The organism is Pseudomonas rhodesiae (assembly GCF_013285305.1).
Taxonomy (GTDB): Bacteria; Pseudomonadota; Gammaproteobacteria; order Pseudomonadales; family Pseudomonadaceae; genus Aquipseudomonas; species Aquipseudomonas rhodesiae.
This window is the reverse complement of the sequence record NZ_CP054205.1, coordinates 1,960,457-1,980,232: the sequence shown is the minus strand read 5'-3', so window position 1 is coordinate 1,980,232 and position 19,776 is coordinate 1,960,457. Positions and strand designations below refer to the sequence as shown.

Here is a 19,776-nt window from a genome sequence, read left to right as displayed (position 1 = left end):
TCCCACATTGACCGCGTCCAGCCAAAGGACGTGTTATTTCATAGGGGACAAACAACAAGGGGGCGAATCTTCATCCGCCCCCTGTGTGTCCGCTTATTCCTGCGGTTCTTCTTCGTCTGCGGCAGCGTCGAGGGTAGGCTCGTCGACGGTGTCATCGCCTGTCGGGATCACCTCGCCTTCAAACGCCTCACCTTCCAGCTCTTCGCCTTCGACTTCCGAGGGTTCCTGGACGCGTTCCAGGCCCACCAGTTTTTCGTCCTTGGCCAGCTTGATCAAGGTGACGCCCTGAGTGTTACGCCCCAGGCTCGACACTTCGGCCACGCGAGTACGCACCAAGGTACCCTGGTCGGAAATCAGCATGATTTCCTCGCCGTCGAGCACTTGCACCGCGCCGACCAGACGGCCGTTGCGCTCGTTGCTGACCATGGCGATCACGCCCTGGCCGCCACGCTTGTACTCCGGGAACTCGCTGATGGCGGTGCGCTTGCCGTAACCACGCTCGGAAGCGGTGAGGATCTGGCTACCTTCTTCCGGGATCAGCATCGAGATCAGCTTCTGCCCTTCCGGCAGACGCATGCCGCGCACACCACGGGCGGTACGGCCCATGGCGCGTACGTCGGACTCCTTGAAGCGCGTAACCTTGCCACCGTCGGAGAACAGCATGACTTCACGTTCGCCATCGGTGATGGCGGCCGAGATCAGCACGTCGCCTTCGTCCAGCTCCAGGGCGATCAGGCCCACGCTGCGCTGACGGCTGAAGGATTCCAGTGGGGTCTTCTTCACGGTGCCTTTGGCGGTAGCCATGAAGATGAAGTGACCTTCGGTGTATTCCTCGACCGGCAGCATGGTGGTGATGTACTCATCACTGTCCAGCGGCAGCAGGTTGACCAACGGACGACCACGGGCGGCACGGGAGGCTTCCGGGATCTCGTAGGTCTTGAGCCAGTACACCTTGCCCTTGCTGGAGAACAGCAACAGCGTGGTGTGGCTGTTGGCTACCAGCAGGTGAGCGATGTAGTCCTCATCCTTCACGCCGGTAGCCGACTTACCTTTACCGCCACGACGCTGGGCCTGGTAGGCCGCCAACGGTTGGGTCTTGGCATAGCCGCCGTGGGAGATGGTCACCACGCGCTCTTCTTCCGGGATCATGTCGCCCAGGGTCAGGTCGAGGCGCGCATCGAGGATCTCGGTGCGGCGCACATCGCCGTATTCGGCGCGGATCACTTCCAGTTCTTCGCGGATCACTTCCATCAGGCGCACCGCGCTGCTGAGGATGCGGATCAACTCGCCGATCTGGTTGAGGATCTCCTGGTACTCGGCCAGCAGCTTCTCGTGCTCCAGACCGGTAAGGCGGTGCAGACGCAGTTCCAGGATGGCCTGGGCCTGTTCCGGGGACAGGAAGTACTTGCCTTCGCGCAGACCGTATTGCGGGTCCAGGTTCTCCGGACGGCAGGAGTCGGCGCCAGCGCGCTCGACCATGGCTACCACGGCGCTGGATTCCCAAGGCGTACTGATCAGCGCTTCCTTGGCTTCCGACGGGGTTGGCGAGGCTTTGATCAGCGCGATCACCGGATCGATGTTCGACAACGCAACCGCCTGGCCTTCCAGGATGTGGCCACGTTCGCGGGCCTTGCGCAGTTCGAACACGGTACGGCGGGTGACGACTTCGCGACGGTGACGGACGAAGGCTTCCAGCAGATCCTTGAGGTTCAGGATGCGCGGGCGACCGTCGATGAGGGCTACCACGTTGATACCAAACACGCTTTGCAGCTGGGTCTGGGCGTAGAGGTTGTTGAGGATCACCTCCGGCACTTCGCCACGACGCAGCTCGATCACGACGCGCATACCGTCCTTGTCGGACTCGTCGCGCAGCTCGGTAATACCTTCGAGCTTCTTCTCCTTGACCAGCTCGGCGATCTTCTCGATCAGACGCGCCTTGTTCAGCTGGTACGGGAGTTCGGTGATCACGATCTGCTGGCGGCCACCGACCTTGTCGATGTCTTCGATGATCGAGCGGGCACGCATGTAAATGCGCCCGCGACCGGTGCGGTAGGCTTCGATGATACCGGCGCGACCATTGATGATCGCGGCGGTCGGGAAGTCCGGACCAGGGATGTATTGCATCAGCTCATCGACGGTCAGCTCAGGATTGTCGATGAGGGCCAGGCAACCGTCGATGACTTCACCGAGGTTGTGCGGCGGGATGTTGGTGGCCATGCCCACGGCGATACCGCTGGAACCGTTGACCAGCAGGTTGGGGATCTTGGTCGGCATGACGGCCGGGATCATTTCGGTGCCGTCGTAGTTCGGCACCCAGTCCACGGTTTCTTTATGCAGGTCGGCCAGCAGCTCGTGCGCCAGCTTGGTCATGCGCACTTCGGTGTATCGCATGGCCGCGGCGTTGTCGCCGTCGACCGAACCGAAGTTGCCTTGACCGTCTACCAGCAGGTAGCGCAGGGAAAACGGCTGGGCCATACGTACGATGGTGTCGTACACCGCAGTGTCGCCGTGAGGGTGATACTTACCGATCACGTCACCGACAACACGGGCAGATTTCTTGTACGGCTTGTTCCAGTCGTTACCCAGCTCGCTCATCGCGAACAGCACACGCCGGTGCACGGGCTTCAAGCCATCGCGCGCATCAGGCAGTGCTCGACCGACAATCACGCTCATCGCGTAGTCGAGGTAGGACTGTTTCAGCTCGTCTTCGATATTGACCGGGAGGATTTCTTTGGCCAGTTCGCCCATGAGAAGCCTGATTCCTTTTTCGGGTGAAACTTCGTCACATCCATATGGGACGAACGAAGCTCGCCGCTGCCGGCAGAGTGCCTGGCAACGACTTACGACAAATCAACGAGTTATGACACGGATCTGCACGTTATAGGCCGCCCCTCGGGGTGACCTTGGAAACCGCCGGATGTTATCACAATCGCCGCCACGCACCTATCCCCTTGATGGGCATGGAGCATAGTAAGTTGACGGATGACAGGCTTGAGGGCGACGAGAGGGGCTCAGAGGTGGGGTGATGGTATTTTTCGAGGGAGAATCCGAGGGTTTTGTTGACTTTTAGGGCCAATCGGGGGCAAGCCCCCTCGCACACTGAAAATGTAAACACAGTCAAATGTGGGAGGGGGCTTGCCCCCGATGACCATTTCAGCCTCCACACAAACTTCAGTGCAGCCGCTTACGGCACATCAACTTGGCCAATTTCGCGGTATCCGGCCGTTCGACGATGCCTTTTTCGGTCACGATCACATCGATCAGGTCGGCTGGCGTCACATCGAACACCGGGTTGTAGGCGCCGACCTCCAGCTGCTGCCCCATCACCTCCAGCAATTCACCGGCATTGCGTTCTTCCAGGGCGACGTCTTCGCCGGTCTCCATCATCAGGTCCAGGGTGGAACTCGGCGCCACTACCATAAAGCGCACGCCGTGATGCATGGCGCAGACCGCAAGTTGGTAGGTGCCGATCTTGCCGACCACATCACCGTTGGCGGCGATGCAGTCCGCGCCCACGACCACCCAGGTCACACCTTTGGTCTTGAGGATATGGGCACCGGCCGAGTCGGCATTCACCGTGACCGGGATGCCCTCGCCTGCCAGCTCCCAGGCGGTCAGCCGTGAACCTTGCAGCCACGGACGGGTTTCATTGACGTAGACCTGCTCGACCATGCCCTCAAGGAATGCGCCACGGATCACCCCCAGCGCCGTGCCGACCCCGCCGGTGGCAAGCGCGCCCGCGTTGCCGTGGGTCAAAATGGCCTGGGCATTGCCCTGATGCTTGCGGATCAGGTCGACGCCCAATTGCGCCATGGTCAGGTTGGCTTCGCGGTCGCTTTCATGAATCGCAATGGCCTCGGCTTCCAGCGCAGCCAGCGGATCGGCGTGTTTCTTGAGACGGTCGAGGCGGTCTCGCATGCATTTGAGGGCCCAGAACAGGTTCGACGCGGTCGGACGACTCTCGGCGAGCAGTGCGTAGTCTTCTTCCCACCCGGCTTGCCAGTCACTGCCCTCGGCGATGCGCGCCCGAGCGGCCAGAACCAGGCCATAGGCCGCGCTGATACCGATGGCTGCCGCGCCGCGCACCACCATCCCACGGATGGCCGCGGCCACTTCGTCCACCGTGGCGCAGGCGACCCAACGCTCGCGGGACGGCAAAGCGCGTTGGTCGAGCAGGTGCAGCGTGCCGTCGCGCCAATCGATGGCCTTCACTTTATCCGCAGCCAACAGTCGATCGCGCATCCCTTACTCCGCACTCATGAACAAAAGCCGCCGATTATAGCGATCCGCCAGCCAGGACGCTCGGGTATACTTCGCGCTTCTTTTATAGCTGCCCAGGAAGAAGCCCGCGATGACCCCCACCGCCGCCCCGCTCGACATCTTGCTGTTGCCGACCTGGCTGGTACCTGTGGAGCCCGCCGGCGTGGTGCTCAGGGAGCACGGCCTGGGCATCCGCGACGGGCGCATCGCCTTTATCGGGCCTCGGGCGGCAGCGCTGAAACTGCAAGCCGCCGAGGTGCGCGAGCTGCCGGGCATGCTGCTCAGCCCCGGCTTGATCAACGCCCACGGGCACGCGGCCATGAGTCTGTTTCGCGGCCTGGCCGATGATCTGCCGCTGATGACCTGGCTGGAAAAGCACATCTGGCCCGCCGAGGCCAAGTGGGTCGATGAAGCCTTTGTACGCGACGGCACCGACCTGGCTATCGCCGAACAGCTCAAAGGGGGCATCACCTGTTTCTCCGATATGTACTTCTACCCCAAGGTCGCCAGCGACTGCGTACACAACAGCGGCATGCGCGCGCAGATCGCGATTCCGATCCTCGATTTCCCGATCCCTGGCGCCAGCACCGCCGATGAAGCGATTCGCCAGGGCATCGAGCTGTTCGGCGACCTCAAGCACCACCCGCGCGTCAATATCACCTTCGGCCCCCACGCGCCCTACACCGTATGCGATGCCAACCTGGAGAAAATCCGAGTAATCGCCGAAGAACTCGACGCCGCCATCCATATGCATGTACACGAAACCGCCGGCGAGGTGCAGCAAGCCGTGGAGCAGACCGGCGAGCGGCCGTTGGCGCGCCTGAGCCGCCTCGGGCTGTTGGGGCCGCGCTTCCAGGCCGTTCACATGACTCAAATCAGCGAGGACGACCTGGTTTTGCTGGTAGAAAGCAATACCAGCGTGATCCATTGCCCTGAGTCGAACCTGAAACTGGCCAGTGGCTTCTGCCCGGTGGAACGTCTGTGGCAGGCTGGCGTCAATGTGGCCCTCGGCACCGACGGCGCCGCCAGCAACAACGACTTGGATTTACTCGGCGAAACCCGCACCGCTGCGATGTTGGCCAAGGCCGTCGCCGGTTCGGCCACCGCCCTGGACGCGCACCGCGCACTGCGCATGGCTACGCTCAACGGAGCGCGCGCCATGGGGCTGGACACTGAGATCGGCTCGCTGGAGCTGGGTAAGGCGGCGGATATCGTCGCCTTCGATCTGTCGGGGCTGGCGCAACAACCGATCTACGATCCGGTCTCACAGCTTATATATGCCACCGGACGCGATTGCGTGAAACACCTTTGGGTCGCCGGCAAGCAGTTGCTCGACGACCGGCGATTGACCCGCATGGATGAGCAACAGTTGACCGCCACGGCCGTCGCCTGGGGCCGGCGCATCAGCGGGCAGCACGAATAACGACGGTGGTGAACCTGCGCGTTCAACACCGGCCCACCGATTTATCAGATTCAGAGGATGCACCATGAGCAACGTCGACCACGCCGAAATCGCCAAATTCGAAGCCCTGGCCCACCGCTGGTGGGACCGCGAAAGCGAGTTCAAACCGCTGCACGACATCAACCCGCTGCGAGTCAACTGGATTGACGAACGCGTCAATCTGGCCGGCAAGAAGGTGCTGGACGTCGGCTGCGGCGGCGGCATCCTCAGCGAAGCCATGGCCCAGCGCGGTGCCACGGTGATGGGCATCGACATGGGCGAAGCGCCACTGGCCGTGGCCCAGCTGCACCAGTTGGAGTCCGGCGTGAACGTGGAGTACCGCCAGATCACCGCCGAAGCCCTGGCCGAAGAGATGCCCGAGCAGTTCGACGTGGTCACCTGCCTGGAAATGCTCGAACACGTGCCGGACCCGTCATCGGTGATCCGCGCGTGCTTCCGCATGGTCAAGCCGGGCGGCCAGGTGTTTTTCTCCACCATCAACCGCAACCCTAAGGCCTACCTGTTCGCGATCATCGGCGCTGAATACATCATGAAGCTGCTGCCGCGCGGCACCCATGACTTCAAGAAATTCATCCGCCCGTCCGAGCTGGGAGCCTGGAGCCGCCAGGCCGGTTTGACCGTCAAGGACATTATCGGCCTGACCTACAACCCGCTGACCAAGCACTACAAGCTGGCCAACGACGTCGACGTCAACTACATGATCCAGACCCTGCGCGAGGAGTAAGCCTGTGAAGTTGCGAGCGGTTCTCTTCGATATGGACGGCACCCTGCTGGATACGGCGCCGGACTTTATCGCCATCTGCCAGGCCATGCGCGCCGACCGAGGCCTGGCGCCGATCAACGACCAACACATCCGCGATGAAATCTCCGGCGGCGCGCGGGCGATGGTCGCGGTGACGTTCTCGATGGACCCCGAGTCCCCAGGCTTCGAGGAACTGCGCCAAGAGTTTCTCGAACGCTACCTCAAGGGCTGCGCGATCCATAGCAAGCTGTTCGACGGCATGGGCGAGCTGCTGGCGGACATCGAAAAGGCCAACCTGATCTGGGGCGTGGTCACCAACAAGCCGGTGCGCTTTGCCGAGCCGATCATGCAGCAGCTGGGCTTGGCCGAGCGTTCGGCATTGCTGATCTGCCCGGACCATGTGAAGAACAGCAAACCGGACCCCGAGCCGCTGATCCTGGCGTGCAAGATGCTCGACCTCGACCCAGCCAGCGTGCTGTTCGTGGGTGACGACCTGCGTGACATCGAGTCCGGCCGCGACGCCGGCACGCGCACAGCCGCGGTCACCTATGGCTATATCCACCCGGATGACAACCCGCGCCACTGGGGCGCGGATGTGGTGGTGGATCACCCGCTGGAACTGCGCAAGGTGCTGGATAACGCGCTATGCAGTTGCTGATGGCTCACCGATCCAGCTGACCGATGAAGATCCCCTGTGGGAGGGGGCTTGCCCCCGATTGCAGTGTGTCAGTCACTGCATTTGTTGACTGATCCACCGTTATCGGGGGCAAGCCCCCTCCCACAAGGGATCTCCACCGGTCTCAAGTTTTGTGCTGAAACATGTTGAATTCTGTCGAGGCTATTTATGTTTGATTACTCCGCACGTCCAGAACTGCTCAAAGGCCGCGTCATCCTGGTGACCGGCGCCGGTCGCGGGATTGGCGCGGCAGCGGCGAAAACCTATGCCGCCCATGGCGCCACCGTGCTCTTGCTGGGCAAGACCGAAGCTAACCTGGCCCAGGTGTATGACGAAATCGAAGCCGCCGGCCACCCGCAACCGGTGGTGATTCCGTTTAACCTGGAGACCGCCCTGCCCCATCAATACGATGAATTGGCGGCGATGATCGAGAAGGAATTCGGCCACCTCGACGGCCTGCTGCACAACGCCTCGATCATCGGCCCACGCACGCCGATCGAACAGTTGTCCGGCGAGAACTTCATGCGGGTGATGCATGTGAACGTCAATGCGATGTTTATGCTGACCAGCACTTTGCTGCCGCTGCTCAAGCTGTCCCAGGATGCATCGGTGGTGTTCACCTCCAGCAGCGTCGGGCGCAAAGGCCGGGCGTACTGGGGCGCGTATGGCGTATCGAAGTTCGCCACCGAAGGCTTGATGCAGACCCTGGCCGACGAACTGGAGGATGTGGCGGCGGTGCGGGCCAACAGCATCAACCCAGGCGGCACCCGCACCAGCATGCGTGCCCAGGCTTATCCGGGGGAAAACCCGATGGAAAGGCCGGCACCGGAGGAAATCATGCCGGTGTACCTGTATTTGATGGGGCCGGACAGCGCGGGCGTGAATGGGCAGGCATTCGATGCCCAGTAACCACTGACACAACTGGAACAAAATGTGGGAGGGGGTTTGCCCCCTGCCACATTTGCATTGCGCGGTTCCCTGATTATTAGTTTTTCACCACTTCCTCAAGGGTGAAGCGGCCCAGCGGGTTTTGCAGGAAGTTGCTTATGTTCTTACGTGAGATGTTGATGTAAGGGCTGTAGTACAAGTCGATCCAGTTCACGTCCTGTTTCGCCAGTTTCTGCAGTTCCACATACATCTGCTCGCGCTTGGCCGGGTCAGCTTCGATGCGGGCTGCGGCTACCAGGTCCTTGACCTTGTCGTTCTTGTAACGGGTCATGTAGTTCTGGTTGGTGTCGTGCCCCAGCACGAAGGTGGTTTTCTGGTCCGGGTCGAGGATGTCGTTGGTCCAGTACATCACAGAAATATCGTACTCACCGTCCACCAGCATCTGCCAGCTCTGGGTCGGGTCGACCTTCTGCAGGTTGGCGGTCACGCCGACCTTGGCCAACTGATCCTTGATGATCACCGCAATCTGCTCGTCGGCTTCGTTGCCGGCATTGACCACATAGTTAAGCTTCAAGTCCTTGGCGCCGGCCTGCTCCAGCAGCTTTTTGGCGGCGGTAGGGTCGTAGGGGCGTTGCAGGTTGTTGGCGTAGTGGTACAGCGAGCCTTTTGGGATGTAGGAATAGGCCACGGTGCCTTGTCCGTACGTGACGGTTTTGACCAGCGATTGCTTATCGATGGCCATGTCCAGCGCCTGGCGCACTTCCGGCTTGGCCAGCAGGCCGTGGGCATGGTTGATCAGCAGGTGATCTTCGCGGGTGGATGGGTCGGCGTGAACCACCACGTTTTTGTCTTTCTCCAGTTCTTCAACCCGGGAGAACGGCACGAAAATCGCAGTATCGAGTTCGTTGTTCTGCAACATGCGCATACGGGTGTTGTCGTCGGTCACCGAGACCCACTCCACGCCGTCCAGGCTGACGTTTTTAGCTTGCCAGAAGTTCGGGTTCTTCTTGAGGATCACCCGATCGCCCTTGCGCCACTCTTCCACAGTGAACGCGCCGGACGTCACCGGATTTTCCGAGTAGGCGTCTTCGCCCATGGAAGTCATGGCTTTTTCCGACAGGATCGACACCGTCGGCGAAGCGAGCTGGGACAGGAAGGCCACCGCCGGGGTCTTGAGGGTGACGACCAGGGTTTTCGGGTCGGCGGCTTTCGCAGTGTTGATCAGGCTGAACGGGTCACTCCACAACGAGGCTTTGTTGTCGCGGATGCGCAACAGGCTGAAGGCGGCGTCGGCGGCGGTGATCGGCGAACCATCGGAGAATTTCGCGTCGCGCAGGGTGAAGGTGTAAGTCAGGCCGTCCTTGGAAATGTCCCAGCGTTCAGCCAGGCCCGGTTCCATCTTGGTGCCCAGGTTATCCACGCGCACCAGGGTGTCGTAGACATTGGCGAACACCCAGGTATCGCGGTTCTGCGCACTTTTGATCGGGTCAAAGGTGGTGCTGTCTTCACGGCAACCAATGGTGAGCACACCGGCGGCCTGGGCGAAACCGGCGGTCAGCGACCAGGCGGTCAGCGTGGCGGCGGCGAGTAACTTCAAGTGGCGGGATTGCATGTCATAACTCCTTGTTCATGAATGGCAGAGGGTTAAAGCAAAGGCGTTTCAAGCACGCAACTGTACCGATGCTCGTGCAGGTGGTGGGTAGGCGGCAACGCCACGGAACACATTGCCCGCGCATGCCGGCAACGCGGGTGGAAGGCACAGCCGGTCGGCAAATTCAATGGGCTTGGCGGCTCGCCCGGCAGGGGTTCGGTCGGCAATGGCCGCTGCGGGTCGATCTCGGGAATCGCCTGGATCAACGCCGCCGTATACGGATGACGCGGTGCACTGAACACCGCTTCCACCGGCCCTTCTTCGACGATCTTGCCCAGATACATCACCGCCACGCGGTCGCACAGGCGCCGCACGATGGCCAGGTCATGGGCGATAAACAGGATCGCCAGGTTCATTCGCTGTTGCAGCTCCAGCAGCAGGTTGATGATCTGGCCTTGGATCGACACATCCAGCGCCGCCACGCATTCATCGGCGACGATCAAACGCGGCTCCACCGCCAGCGCGCGGGCGATGCCGACCCGTTGGCATTGACCACCGCTGAGAGCACCGGGTTTGCGCGTAGCCAGTTCAGGTCGCAGGCCCACCAGGTCGAGCAGTTCATTGACCCGCGCCGGAATCTGCGACGCGGCGACCTTGCGCTGCACCCGCAACACTTCGGCCAGGGTCTCGCCAATGCTGTGCCGTGGATTGAGCGCGGCGTACGGGTCTTGGAAGATCATTGCGGTTTCATGGCGCAGGCGCGTGATGTCGACGGCGCTGGCGTGGGCCATGTCGACACCATCGAACACCACCTGCCCGGCGCTGATGGGGTTGAGGTGCAGAATCGCCCGGCCCAGGGTGCTCTTGCCGCTGCCCGACTCGCCCACCAGGCCCAGGGTTTCGCCGGCCGCCAGGTTCAGCGACACACCGTTCACCGCCCTCACCCACTGCTTGTTCAGCCCGAACACGCCGCTGCCGGACGCCGCGAAGCGGACTTCCAGGTCCTTGATCTGCAACAGGCTCATGGGCGGTCTCCCAAGGGGTAGTGGCACGCCACCCGCGCGCCATGGGGCAACTGCTCGGTGCATAACGCGCCCACTTGCGGGCACCGCGGGCTGAAGCGGCACCCGGCGGGCAATGCATCGAGCAACGGCGGCTGGCCGGGGATGGTACGCAGCAAGGCGTGGCCACTGCTGTGGGCCGGCTGGCAGTCGATCAGGCCGGCGGTGTACGGATGCTGTGGATGCGCCAGCACCTCGTACTTGCTGGCGTGCTCGCACAAACGCCCGGCATACATCACTGCGATGGAGTCGCAGGTTTGCGCCACCACGCCGAGGTCGTGGGTGATCATGATGATCGACAGGCCGCGCCGGTCGCGCAGGTCCAGCAGCAGACGCAGAATCTGCGCCTGCACGGTTACATCCAGGGCGGTGGTCGGTTCGTCGGCGATCAGCACCTTGGGGTTGCAGCCCAGTGCCACGGCGATCATCGCGCGCTGGCGCATGCCGCCGGAGAATTCGTGGGGGTAGTTGTCGACGCGGGCCTGCGGGTCGGGAATGCCGACTTGGCGCAGCACCTCGACGGCCTGACGACGCGCGTCCTTTTTCGACGCGCCCTGATGCAACCGAATGCCCTCGGCGATCTGCTCACCGATGCGCATCAACGGGTCCAGGTGGCTGCTGGGGTTCTGGAAAATCATGCCCAACTGCCCGCCGCGCACCGCGCGCATGTCGGCCTCGCCCATGGCCAGCAGGTCCTGACCGGCCAGGCGCACCGCGCCGCCCTGCACGCGCAGGTTAGGCGATGGCAGCAGGCGGATCAGGCCACGACAGGCCATGGTCTTGCCCGAACCGCTTTCGCCCACCAGGCCGAGAATCTCGCCTTCGGCCAGGTCGAACGAGACACGGTCCACCAGGGTCACGTCATGCCCGGCGTTGTTGGCGATCACGCTCAGGTCGCGTACCTGCAACAGGCTCATGAGCGGTCCCCCAGGATCTGCGCCACACCGTCGGCCAGCAGGCTGAAGCCCATGGCCAGGGTCACGATGGCCAGGCCGGGAAAAGTGCAGATCCACCACGCTGTGGTGATAAACGCCTGGCCTTCGGCAACCATGGTGCCCCACTCGGCGGTCGGCGGTTGCACCCCCAGGCCCAGGTAGCTCACGGCTGCGCCATTGAGCAGCACCAGCACCGCATCGGACATGGAAAACACAATCGAGCCGAACATCGCATTGGGCAGCAGGTGCCGAAACAGGATGCGCCCATGGCCAAAGCCCAGGCTCTTGGCGGCCAGGGCGAAGTCGCTTTCCTTGAGCACCAGGATCTGCGAGCGGATCAACCGCGCGTAAGACACCCAGCCCACCAGCGCCATGGCGATATAGAAGCTCTTCAGGCCCGGACCGAGGATGGCCATGATCGCCAGCATCAACACTAGGAACGGGAACGCCAGAATCACATCGATCACGCGCATGCACACGCTGTCGAAACGCCCGCCGATATAGCCCGAGACCGCACCGATAAACGTGCCGATGAGAAACGGGAAGATCACCCCGACCACCGCCAATTGCAGATCGATGCGCGCGCCCCAGATAACACGCGAAAGGATGTCTCGACCGTAGTTATCCGTGCCAAATGGATGGGTCAGACTGGGCGCCAACAGGCTCAGATCGGTGTTCTGCGCAATCGGATCGTACGGCGCGATCCACGGCGCAAACAGCGCCAAGCCAAGCCACACGCCTAAAATCAGCAGGCCCCACGCGGCCGTCAACCGGCCATTGCGCAAACCAAAGCGCAACCGCAGGCGCCACGGGGCAATCAGGGGGCGGCTACTCATTGCATTTTTACCCGTGGGTCGAGGGCGACGGTCACCAGGTCGGCGACGAAATTGACCAGCACGGTAGCGCACGCCAGCACCATTGCCACGCCCTGCACCACCATGTAATCGCGGGTAAAGATGCCGCGCACCAGCAACTGGCCGATGCCGGGAATGGCGAACAGGCTTTCGATGACCACCGTGCCGCTGATCAGCCAGCCAATATTGACCGCCAGCAAGTTGACCGCCGGTACTAGGGAGTTGGGCAACACATGCCGACGAAACACTGCCGCCTCCGACAGCCCACGCGCCCGGGCGGCAGTGACGTGGTCGGCCTGCAGCTCCATCAACATGCTCGCACGCAGGTTGCGCACCAGCACTGCCGACAACGCCAGGGCGATGGTCAGGCACGGCAACACCATGTGGTGCGCCTTGTCCAGCCAGGTACGGCCGTAGCCGGAAACCGGGAACAGCCCCCATTGCACGCTGAGCAGTAGGATCAGCATCAAGCCCAGCCAGAACGCCGGCATGCCCAGGCCGACTGTGGTGAAGACACGAATCAGGTTATCCGCCCAGCCGCCCTTATGCCGCGCGGCCACGCTGGCCAGCGGCAGCGCGATCAGCAGCGCCAGCAATACGCTGCCGAGCACCAGCATCAGGGTCGGTTCGATCCGGGTCACGATCAGTTTCAGCGCATCGACCTTGTATAACAGCGACTGGCCGAGATCGCCCTTGAGCAGGTTCTTCAGGAAGTAGAAATATTGCAGCCACAGCGGCTGGTCGAGGCCGTACTGGGCGCGGATTTTCAACAGCGCATCGGGTGTGCTGCGCGAACCCAGCAGCGCCCGCGCCGGATCGCCGGGAATCGAGCGCACCAGCACGAACGTGATCACGCTGATGCCAAACAGCACCGGCAGCAGTTGCAGCGGCCGGTACAGCACGAAACGGTAACGCGCCAGGTTCATCCGTCAGCCTCGATGGCGAGCGAGAAAGTCCAACAGCACCGGGAAGTATGCCTGGGGTTCTTCGTAGAACGGCATATGGCTACTGTTGGGGAAGACATGCAATTCGGCGTGCCGGGCCGCCATTTTCATGCGCATGGCGCAGGCCGGCGTGAGTTCATCGTACTGGCCGGTGGTGATCAGCATGGGCATCGTGAAGTCGGCCATTTCAGGGATGCGGTTCCAATCCTTGAGGTTGCCGACGTAGAGAAACTCGTTGGGGCCCTGCATGGTTTCATAAGGCCCCATGTTCCAGTCGCCGAGGGAGCGCTTGACCGGCTCGGGCCATTCGTCCAGACGGCACACATGGCGATAGTTGAGCAACGTGATCGCGGCCTGATACTGCGGGTGATCGAGGGTGCCCATGGCTTCGTGGCGTTGCATCATGGCCACGGTTTCGCTGCCCAGGGCACCGCGCAGGCGCTCCAGTTCCTGGGACAGGTGCGGGATATCGCCGACGGTGTTTTCCAGGATCAGGCTTTTGAGCGCATCGGGATAATGAATGGCGTATTCGATGCCCAGCCAGCCGCCCCAGGAATGGCCAAGCAGATGCACGCGGCCCAGGCCCAGGGCCTGGCGCACGGTTTCGACTTCTTCGACATAACGGCGGATTTCCCACAGGGAAACATCGGTCGGTCTGGCTGATGCCCCCGTGCCGAGCTGGTCGAATGCGACCACTCGCAGGTTATGCTCCTTGAGCCAGCCATGGGCGTCGCGCAAGTAGTCACACGGCAGGCCGGGGCCACCGTTGAGGCACAAGAGCACCTCATCGCCCTGGCCAAAGCTGTAGACCACGAGGTTATGGCCATCGACTTGCACGTTGTACCGCTGGTCGGGGGCAATTTCACGCCACATGCATACATTCCTTGTGTGGTATCGGCCTGGCAGGTCGCGGCCGTTTATCAGGCCAACACTACCGAGGATGCCGTGCGTCCATAACCTAGTATTTCTTATAGGTTTGGCCTGGCAGTCCTTCGCCGGGGCGTGGCATTCTACTTGGCGCAAGTCGAGATTCAAATGAAAACGGGAGCAGAACGGATGCTGACCAAGCTAACTGCATTCAACGACCGTCTGATGCCGGGCAGGAGCCTGGATGAACAGATGGACAACACTTTCATCCTCGCCCGACAACTGGGCTTCGATGCCTTGGTGTATGACTACACACCGGTGCCGATGGACCAGAAGGGCGCGTTGATCACCCCCTCGGTCTTGGAACTGCGCAACACCCCGCCGGACTGGCACGCCTTATGGTGCAGCGAAGGCTTCTATCAGATCGATCCGGTGCAGCACCTGGCGCTGAGCACAGTGTCGCCGTTTGTGTGGTCCTACGACGTCAAAGCCGATACCCCGCTTAAGAAGGTCATGGACCCCTGCCATGCGCCAGTGTCTTCCTACCTGCACGACCAGCAACTGACCTGCGGGGTCAGTGTGCCGATCCATTTGCCCCGAGGCGGTTTTGCCTCACTGACCGGCCTGCGCGTCGGCAAGACCCGCGCGGTGCTGCGGGATGCGCAACACACCCTGGCGGATTTCAGCTTGATCACCCATGCCTTGCAGGAAGCGGCCTACCCGCTGTTCGGCAAAGAACTGCGCAGCTACCCGCATATCCGCCTGACCAAACGCGAACGCGAGTGCCTTAAATGGGCCGCCGAAGGCCTGACCGCGGCGGAAATCGCCACCCAGTTGAGCCGTTCACTGGCCGTGGTGACCCTGCACCTGGCCTCAGCGATGCACAAACTGGGGGCCAAGAATCGCGTACAGGCCGTGGTGCGCGCTACCCATTACCGCCTGCTGGAAGACTGATCCGCCGATAAAACCTAGCTGTTTTGCTAGTTACCTAAATGTGCACGGCGGCTTATCGTGACCCTGATCCTTTTTTCAAAGAGCAGGGTACGAAATGGAATTCATCGAAAAAATCCGCGAAGGGTATGCGGCGTTCGGCGCCTACCAGACCTGGTACCGCGTCACCGGTGACCTGAACAGCGGCCGCACGCCGCTGGTGATCATCCACGGTGGCCCCGGCTGCACCCATGACTACGTGGACGCCTTCAAGGACGTCGCGGCCAGTGGCCATGCCGTAATCCATTACGATCAACTCGGCAACGGCCGCTCCACCCATTTGCCCGACAAAGATCCGTCGTTTTGGACGGTCGAACTGTTCCTCGCCGAGCTGAACAACCTGCTGGACCACCTGCAGATCAGCGATAACTACGCGATCCTGGGTCAGTCCTGGGGCGGCATGCTTGGCAGCGAACACGCGATCCTGCAGCCGAAGGGCCTGCGCGCGTTTATCCCGGCCAACTCGCCGACCTGCATGCGTACCTGGGTCAGCGAAGCCAATCGCTTGCGCAAACTGCTGCCTGAAGGCGTGCACGAAACCCTGCTTAAACACGAAGCCGCCGGCACCTACCAAGACCCGGAATACCTCGCCGCGTCGCGGATCTTCTATGACCAGCATGTGTGCCGGGTCAACCCATGGCCGGAAGAAGTGGCGCGCACCTTTGCCCAGGTCGATTCGGACCCGACGGTGTACCACGCCATGAGCGGACCCACCGAGTTCCACGTCATCGGCAGCCTGAAGGATTGGAAATCGATTGGCCGTTTGTCGAAGATCAACGTACCAACCCTGGTGATCTCCGGCCGCCACGACGAGGCCACACCGCTGGTGGTCAAGCCGTTCCTGGATGAGATCGCCGATGTGCGCTGGGCGCTGTTTGAGGACTCCAGCCACATGCCCCATGTGGAAGAACGCCAGGCGTGCATGGGGACAGTGGTGAAGTTTTTGGATGAGGCGTGCGCAGTACCGCACGCAACACGCAAGGCAGGTTGAGTTGAGTGTGGGAGCAAGCGGGCTTGCTCCCCCCCCTTCACACCTCGGAAGTCTCAGGCGTTGACGGCTGCCTTGCCGGTTCAGCCATCAGCGGAATCTCTTTGCCCTCGGCATCAAACAGCTTGCCGCCCCTGAAGTAATCCCCATCCCGCAGCGCCGCCACATCGTGGAAGCACAGGCTGCGTTCGGTCCCCGCGACAAACACCGACTGCTGATCCGAGTTGCCGGCGGTGAAATGGTTGAACGCCAGGTTCAGCAGGATCGCCATGATCGCCGACGAACTGATGCCGGAATGGAAAATGGTCGCGAACCAGCTGGGGAAGTGATCGTAAAAGCTCGGTGCGGCGATGGGGATCATGCCGAAGCCAATGGAAGTGGCGACGATGATCAGGTTCATGTTGTTGCGGTAGTCCACCTTGGACAAGGTGCGAATCCCACTGGCCGCCACCGTGCCAAACAGCACGATCCCGGCTCCCCCCAGCACCGACGTCGGCACCGCAGCAATCACCCGCCCCATAAACGGCAGCAATCCGAGAATCACCAGGAATAGCCCGCCGGTGGCCACTACGAAGCGGCTTTTCACCCCGGTGACCGCCACCAGGCCGACGTTCTGGGCAAAAGCGCTTTGGGTAAACGAACCGAAAATCGGCGCGAACATGCTCGACAGCATATCGGCGCGCAGGCCGTTGCCCAGGCGTTTGGAATCGACCTTGGTATCGATGATTTCACCCACGGCCAGGATGTCCGCCGAGGTTTCCACCAAGGTCACCATCACCACGATGCACATGGAAATAATCGCAGCGATGTGAAAGGTCGGCATGCCGAAATGGAACGGCGTGGGGAAGCCGAACATCGGCCCTTGGGCGACGCCCGAGAAGTCGGCCATGCCCAGCAACACCGCGATCAGCGTGCCGATCACCATCGCCAGCAGGATCGATAAACGCGAAATAGTGGCGCTGCCGATTTTGCTCAGCAGCAACACCAGCACCAGGGTCAACGCTGCCAGACCGATATTGGACATGCTGCCGAAATCCGCCGAGCGGCTGTTGCCACCCATGGCCCAGCGCGCCGCGACGGGCATCAGGGTCAGGCCAATGGTGGTGATGACAATACCGGTGACCAATGGCGGAAAAAACTTGGTAATCCGCGAGAACACCGGCGTGATCAGCAGCCCGATCAAGGACGCGGCCATCACCGCCCCCAGGATCGCCGGTATACCGCCCGCTCCGTCACTGCCAACGATCGCCACCATGGTGGCCACACCGGCGAACGACACGCCTTGCACCAGTGGCAACTGACAACCGAAAAATGGCAGGCCAAGGGTTTGCAGCAGAGTCGCCAAGCCACCGGCAAACAACGACGCAGCGATCAGCAGGCCGATATCCGCCGGCGATAAGCCGGCCGCCTGGCCGACGATCAACGGGACGGCAACGATGCCGCCGTACATGGTGAGTACATGCTGCAGGCCGTAAGCCATATTGGCTGCGACGCCGAGATTCTCATCTTCTGGCCGCTGCGGTGACGCCTTCGGGGTAGTCATGGTGAGGGGTTCTCTGTTTTTGTTGTGGGGCCACTGTATGCAATCCTAGGACTGGATGTCCATAGAGTTGTATACAATCATTCAGACAAGATACCCTCCACCGGCGTTACAAAAACCATTCGGCCGTGATGAGCCGCAACGCCAAAGGACACAAAAACAATGAAAAAGGCATTACAGGGCGCTACCGTCGCACTTACTCTGCTGGGCGGCGGGGAGGCTGTCGCGGTGGAGTGGATGAACAACAGCGTAGGATTTCGCTACGGCCAGCAGTTCACCAACCCGAACAACCCCGATGAATTCAGCAAGCGTATCTACAGCTTCACCCACGCCAGCGGCTACCGGTACGGCAGCAACTTCCTCAACCTGGATGTGTTCCTGTCCGACAGCCGCGACCCGCGCAAGGGCACCGATCACGGCGGCAGCGAGGTGTACGCGGTGTACCGGCACCAGCTCTATGCGTCGCGGGTATTCGATAGGCCGCTGGGCACGGGTGCGATCAAGGATTACGCCCTGACCCTGGGCTTCGACGCTAACCGCAATAACAACTTCGCCTCCGCGAAGAAACGCGCGCTGGTGATCGGCCCGACCGTGAAATTCAATACCGTCGGCGTGTTGGACCTGAGCCTGCTGTATTACAAGGAGCGCAACCACACTGGCATTCCCGGCGCCCAGGAATCCGATCACACCTTCGACGACACCTACATGCTTAACCTGACGTGGATGCGCCCGTTCGAGATCGCCAACCACGGGGCGAAATTCCAAGGGTTCATCAATTACGTCGGGGCTAAAGGCGAGGACTACCACGGCCGCGACACCGCTGCCGAAGCGCTGATGCGCACCGCGCTGATGGTGGCCGTGCGACCGGGCAAGAGCGTCAAACCGAACCTGTACCTGGGCGTGGGTTACGAGTACTGGCATAACAAATTTGGCGTGGACGGCGGGCGCGGCAGCCGCACCTCCACGCCGACCGTGAATATGGAAATCACCTTTTAATCACGGGTGCTGCTGTGAGTCAGACACACCGCATTCGCAGCCATTAGGGCCGCTGCGCAGCCCAACGCAGGGCAAGCCTGCTCCCCACAAGGAAGCAGCCCCCCCGCAAGTTGTGGTGAGCGGGCTTGCCCCGCGCTGGGGCGCGAAGCGGCCCTGTCTCCAGACACTGCGGTGTGCCAGGCATAAACAGTTTGCAGGCTTTGGGGCAGCCGCCGCGCAGGGTCCTCTTTCAGTTCAGCTCTATCATCACCACAAGGAAGCAGCCCCCCCCGCAAATTGTGGTGAGCGGGCTTGCCCCGCGCTGGGGCGCGAAGCGGCCCTGTCTCCAGACACTGCGGTGTGCCAGGCATAAACGGTTTGCAGGCTTTGGGGCAGCCGCTGCGCAGGGTGTTCTTTCAGTTCAGCTCTATCATCACCACAGGGAAGCAGCACCCCCGCAAATTGTGGTGAGCGGGCTTGCCCCGCGCTGGGGCGCGAAGCGGCCCTGTCTCCAGACACTGCGGTGTGCCAGGCATAAACGGTTTACAGGCTTTGGGGCAGCCGCTGCGCAGGGTCCTCTTTCAGTTCAGCTCTATCATCACCACAGGGAAGCAGCACCCCCGCAAATTGTGGTGAGCGGGCTTGCCCCGCGCTGGGCGCGAAGCGGCCCTGTCTCCAGACACTGCGGTGTGCCAGGCATAAACGGTTTACAGGCTTTGGGGCAGCCGCTGCGCAGGGTCCTCTTTCAGTTCAGGTCTGTCATCACCACAGGGAAGCAGCACCCCCGCAAATTGTGGTGAGCGGGCTTGCCCCGCGCTGGGCGCGAAGCGGCCCTGTCTCCAGACACTGCGGTGTGCCAGGCATAAACGGTTTACAGGCTTTGGGGCAGCCGCTGCGCAGGGTCCTCTTTCAGTTCAGGTCTGTCATCACCACAGGGAAGCAGCACCCCCGCAAATTGTGGTGAGCGGGCTTGCCCCGCGCTGGGCGCGAAGCGGCCCTGTCT

Annotated in this window: 16 protein-coding genes; 7 read left to right on the top strand and 9 right to left on the bottom strand. The window is 61.8% G+C overall.

Features of this window, described 5'->3' with window-relative positions; all coding sequences use genetic code 11:
* Positions 1–93: 93 nt before the first annotated feature.
* Positions 94–2,748, bottom strand: a complete 2,655-nt coding sequence (gene gyrA / locus HRH33_RS09015; protein WP_034137442.1) for a DNA gyrase subunit A — start codon at positions 2,746–2,748, stop codon at positions 94–96.
* Between the two features lie 423 nt (positions 2,749–3,171).
* Entirely contained in the window at positions 3,172–4,242 is a 1,071-nt protein-coding gene (mtnA, locus tag HRH33_RS09010) for an S-methyl-5-thioribose-1-phosphate isomerase (protein ID WP_167416545.1), read from the bottom strand.
* A 109-nt stretch (positions 4,243–4,351) separates the two neighbouring features.
* Here mtnA and HRH33_RS09005 point away from each other — a divergent pair, with 109 nt between their 5' ends.
* From HRH33_RS09005 to HRH33_RS08990, 4 genes are all read left to right on the top strand, one after another.
* Positions 4,352–5,683 (top strand): TRZ/ATZ family hydrolase, encoded by a 1,332-nt coding sequence (locus HRH33_RS09005; RefSeq protein ID WP_034137440.1) that lies wholly within the window; start codon positions 4,352–4,354, stop codon positions 5,681–5,683.
* Positions 5,684–5,747: 64 nt separating this feature from the next.
* Positions 5,748–6,446, top strand: coding sequence for a bifunctional 2-polyprenyl-6-hydroxyphenol methylase/3-demethylubiquinol 3-O-methyltransferase UbiG (gene ubiG, locus HRH33_RS09000; protein ID WP_010211967.1), 699 nt, complete (start codon positions 5,748–5,750; stop codon positions 6,444–6,446).
* Between the two features lie 4 nt (positions 6,447–6,450).
* Complete coding sequence (gene mupP, locus HRH33_RS08995) at positions 6,451–7,122, top strand: N-acetylmuramic acid 6-phosphate phosphatase MupP (protein WP_034137439.1); 672 nt, start codon at positions 6,451–6,453, stop codon at positions 7,120–7,122.
* Between the two features lie 186 nt (positions 7,123–7,308).
* Complete coding sequence (locus tag HRH33_RS08990) at positions 7,309–8,049, top strand: YciK family oxidoreductase (protein ID WP_034096528.1); 741 nt, start codon at positions 7,309–7,311, stop codon at positions 8,047–8,049.
* Between the two features lie 76 nt (positions 8,050–8,125).
* Here the strand turns inward: HRH33_RS08990 and HRH33_RS08985 are convergent, their stop codons facing one another.
* Genes HRH33_RS08985 through HRH33_RS08960 form a run of 6 tightly spaced genes read right to left on the bottom strand, consistent with a single transcriptional unit; the run spans position 8,126 to position 14,286 of the window.
* Positions 8,126–9,640, bottom strand: coding sequence for an ABC transporter substrate-binding protein (locus HRH33_RS08985; RefSeq protein ID WP_173603432.1), 1,515 nt, complete (start codon positions 9,638–9,640; stop codon positions 8,126–8,128).
* Between the two features lie 32 nt (positions 9,641–9,672).
* Positions 9,673–10,644, bottom strand: coding sequence for an ABC transporter ATP-binding protein (locus tag HRH33_RS08980; protein WP_094064555.1), 972 nt, complete (start codon positions 10,642–10,644; stop codon positions 9,673–9,675).
* Positions 10,641–11,597 carry an ABC transporter ATP-binding protein gene (locus tag HRH33_RS08975; protein ID WP_040266097.1) on the bottom strand — a complete coding sequence of 319 codons (957 nt, stop codon included), beginning with the start codon at positions 11,595–11,597 and terminating at the stop codon, positions 10,641–10,643. Before HRH33_RS08975 ends, HRH33_RS08980 begins: the two co-directional genes overlap by 4 nt.
* Entirely contained in the window at positions 11,594–12,451 is an 858-nt protein-coding gene (locus tag HRH33_RS08970) for an ABC transporter permease (protein WP_034137434.1), read from the bottom strand. Before HRH33_RS08970 ends, HRH33_RS08975 begins: the two co-directional genes overlap by 4 nt.
* Complete coding sequence (locus tag HRH33_RS08965; protein WP_034096523.1) at positions 12,448–13,395, bottom strand: ABC transporter permease; 948 nt, start codon at positions 13,393–13,395, stop codon at positions 12,448–12,450. The genes HRH33_RS08970 and HRH33_RS08965 overlap by 4 nt, the downstream gene beginning before the upstream one ends.
* 3 nt (positions 13,396–13,398) lie before the next feature.
* Positions 13,399–14,286 carry a proline iminopeptidase-family hydrolase gene (locus HRH33_RS08960; protein WP_167416543.1) on the bottom strand — a complete coding sequence of 296 codons (888 nt, stop codon included), beginning with the start codon at positions 14,284–14,286 and terminating at the stop codon, positions 13,399–13,401.
* Between the two features lie 183 nt (positions 14,287–14,469).
* On the opposite strand from HRH33_RS08960, the gene HRH33_RS08955 reads away from it, so the two are divergent.
* Entirely contained in the window at positions 14,470–15,234 is a 765-nt protein-coding gene (locus tag HRH33_RS08955; protein ID WP_034137433.1) for a LuxR family transcriptional regulator, read from the top strand.
* Positions 15,235–15,328: 94 nt separating this feature from the next.
* Positions 15,329–16,261 carry a proline iminopeptidase-family hydrolase gene (locus HRH33_RS08950; RefSeq protein ID WP_123480439.1) on the top strand — a complete coding sequence of 311 codons (933 nt, stop codon included), beginning with the start codon at positions 15,329–15,331 and terminating at the stop codon, positions 16,259–16,261.
* Between the two features lie 37 nt (positions 16,262–16,298).
* Here the strand turns inward: HRH33_RS08950 and HRH33_RS08945 are convergent, their stop codons facing one another.
* Positions 16,299–17,801 carry a nucleobase:cation symporter-2 family protein gene (locus HRH33_RS08945; protein WP_167416542.1) on the bottom strand — a complete coding sequence of 501 codons (1,503 nt, stop codon included), beginning with the start codon at positions 17,799–17,801 and terminating at the stop codon, positions 16,299–16,301.
* A gap of 159 nt (positions 17,802–17,960) precedes the next feature.
* Here HRH33_RS08945 and HRH33_RS08940 point away from each other — a divergent pair, with 159 nt between their 5' ends.
* On the top strand, positions 17,961–18,794 hold the full coding sequence (locus tag HRH33_RS08940) for a nucleoside-binding outer membrane protein (RefSeq protein ID WP_034137430.1): 834 nt from the start codon (positions 17,961–17,963) through the stop codon (positions 18,792–18,794).
* Positions 18,795–19,776: the final 982 nt, after the last annotated feature.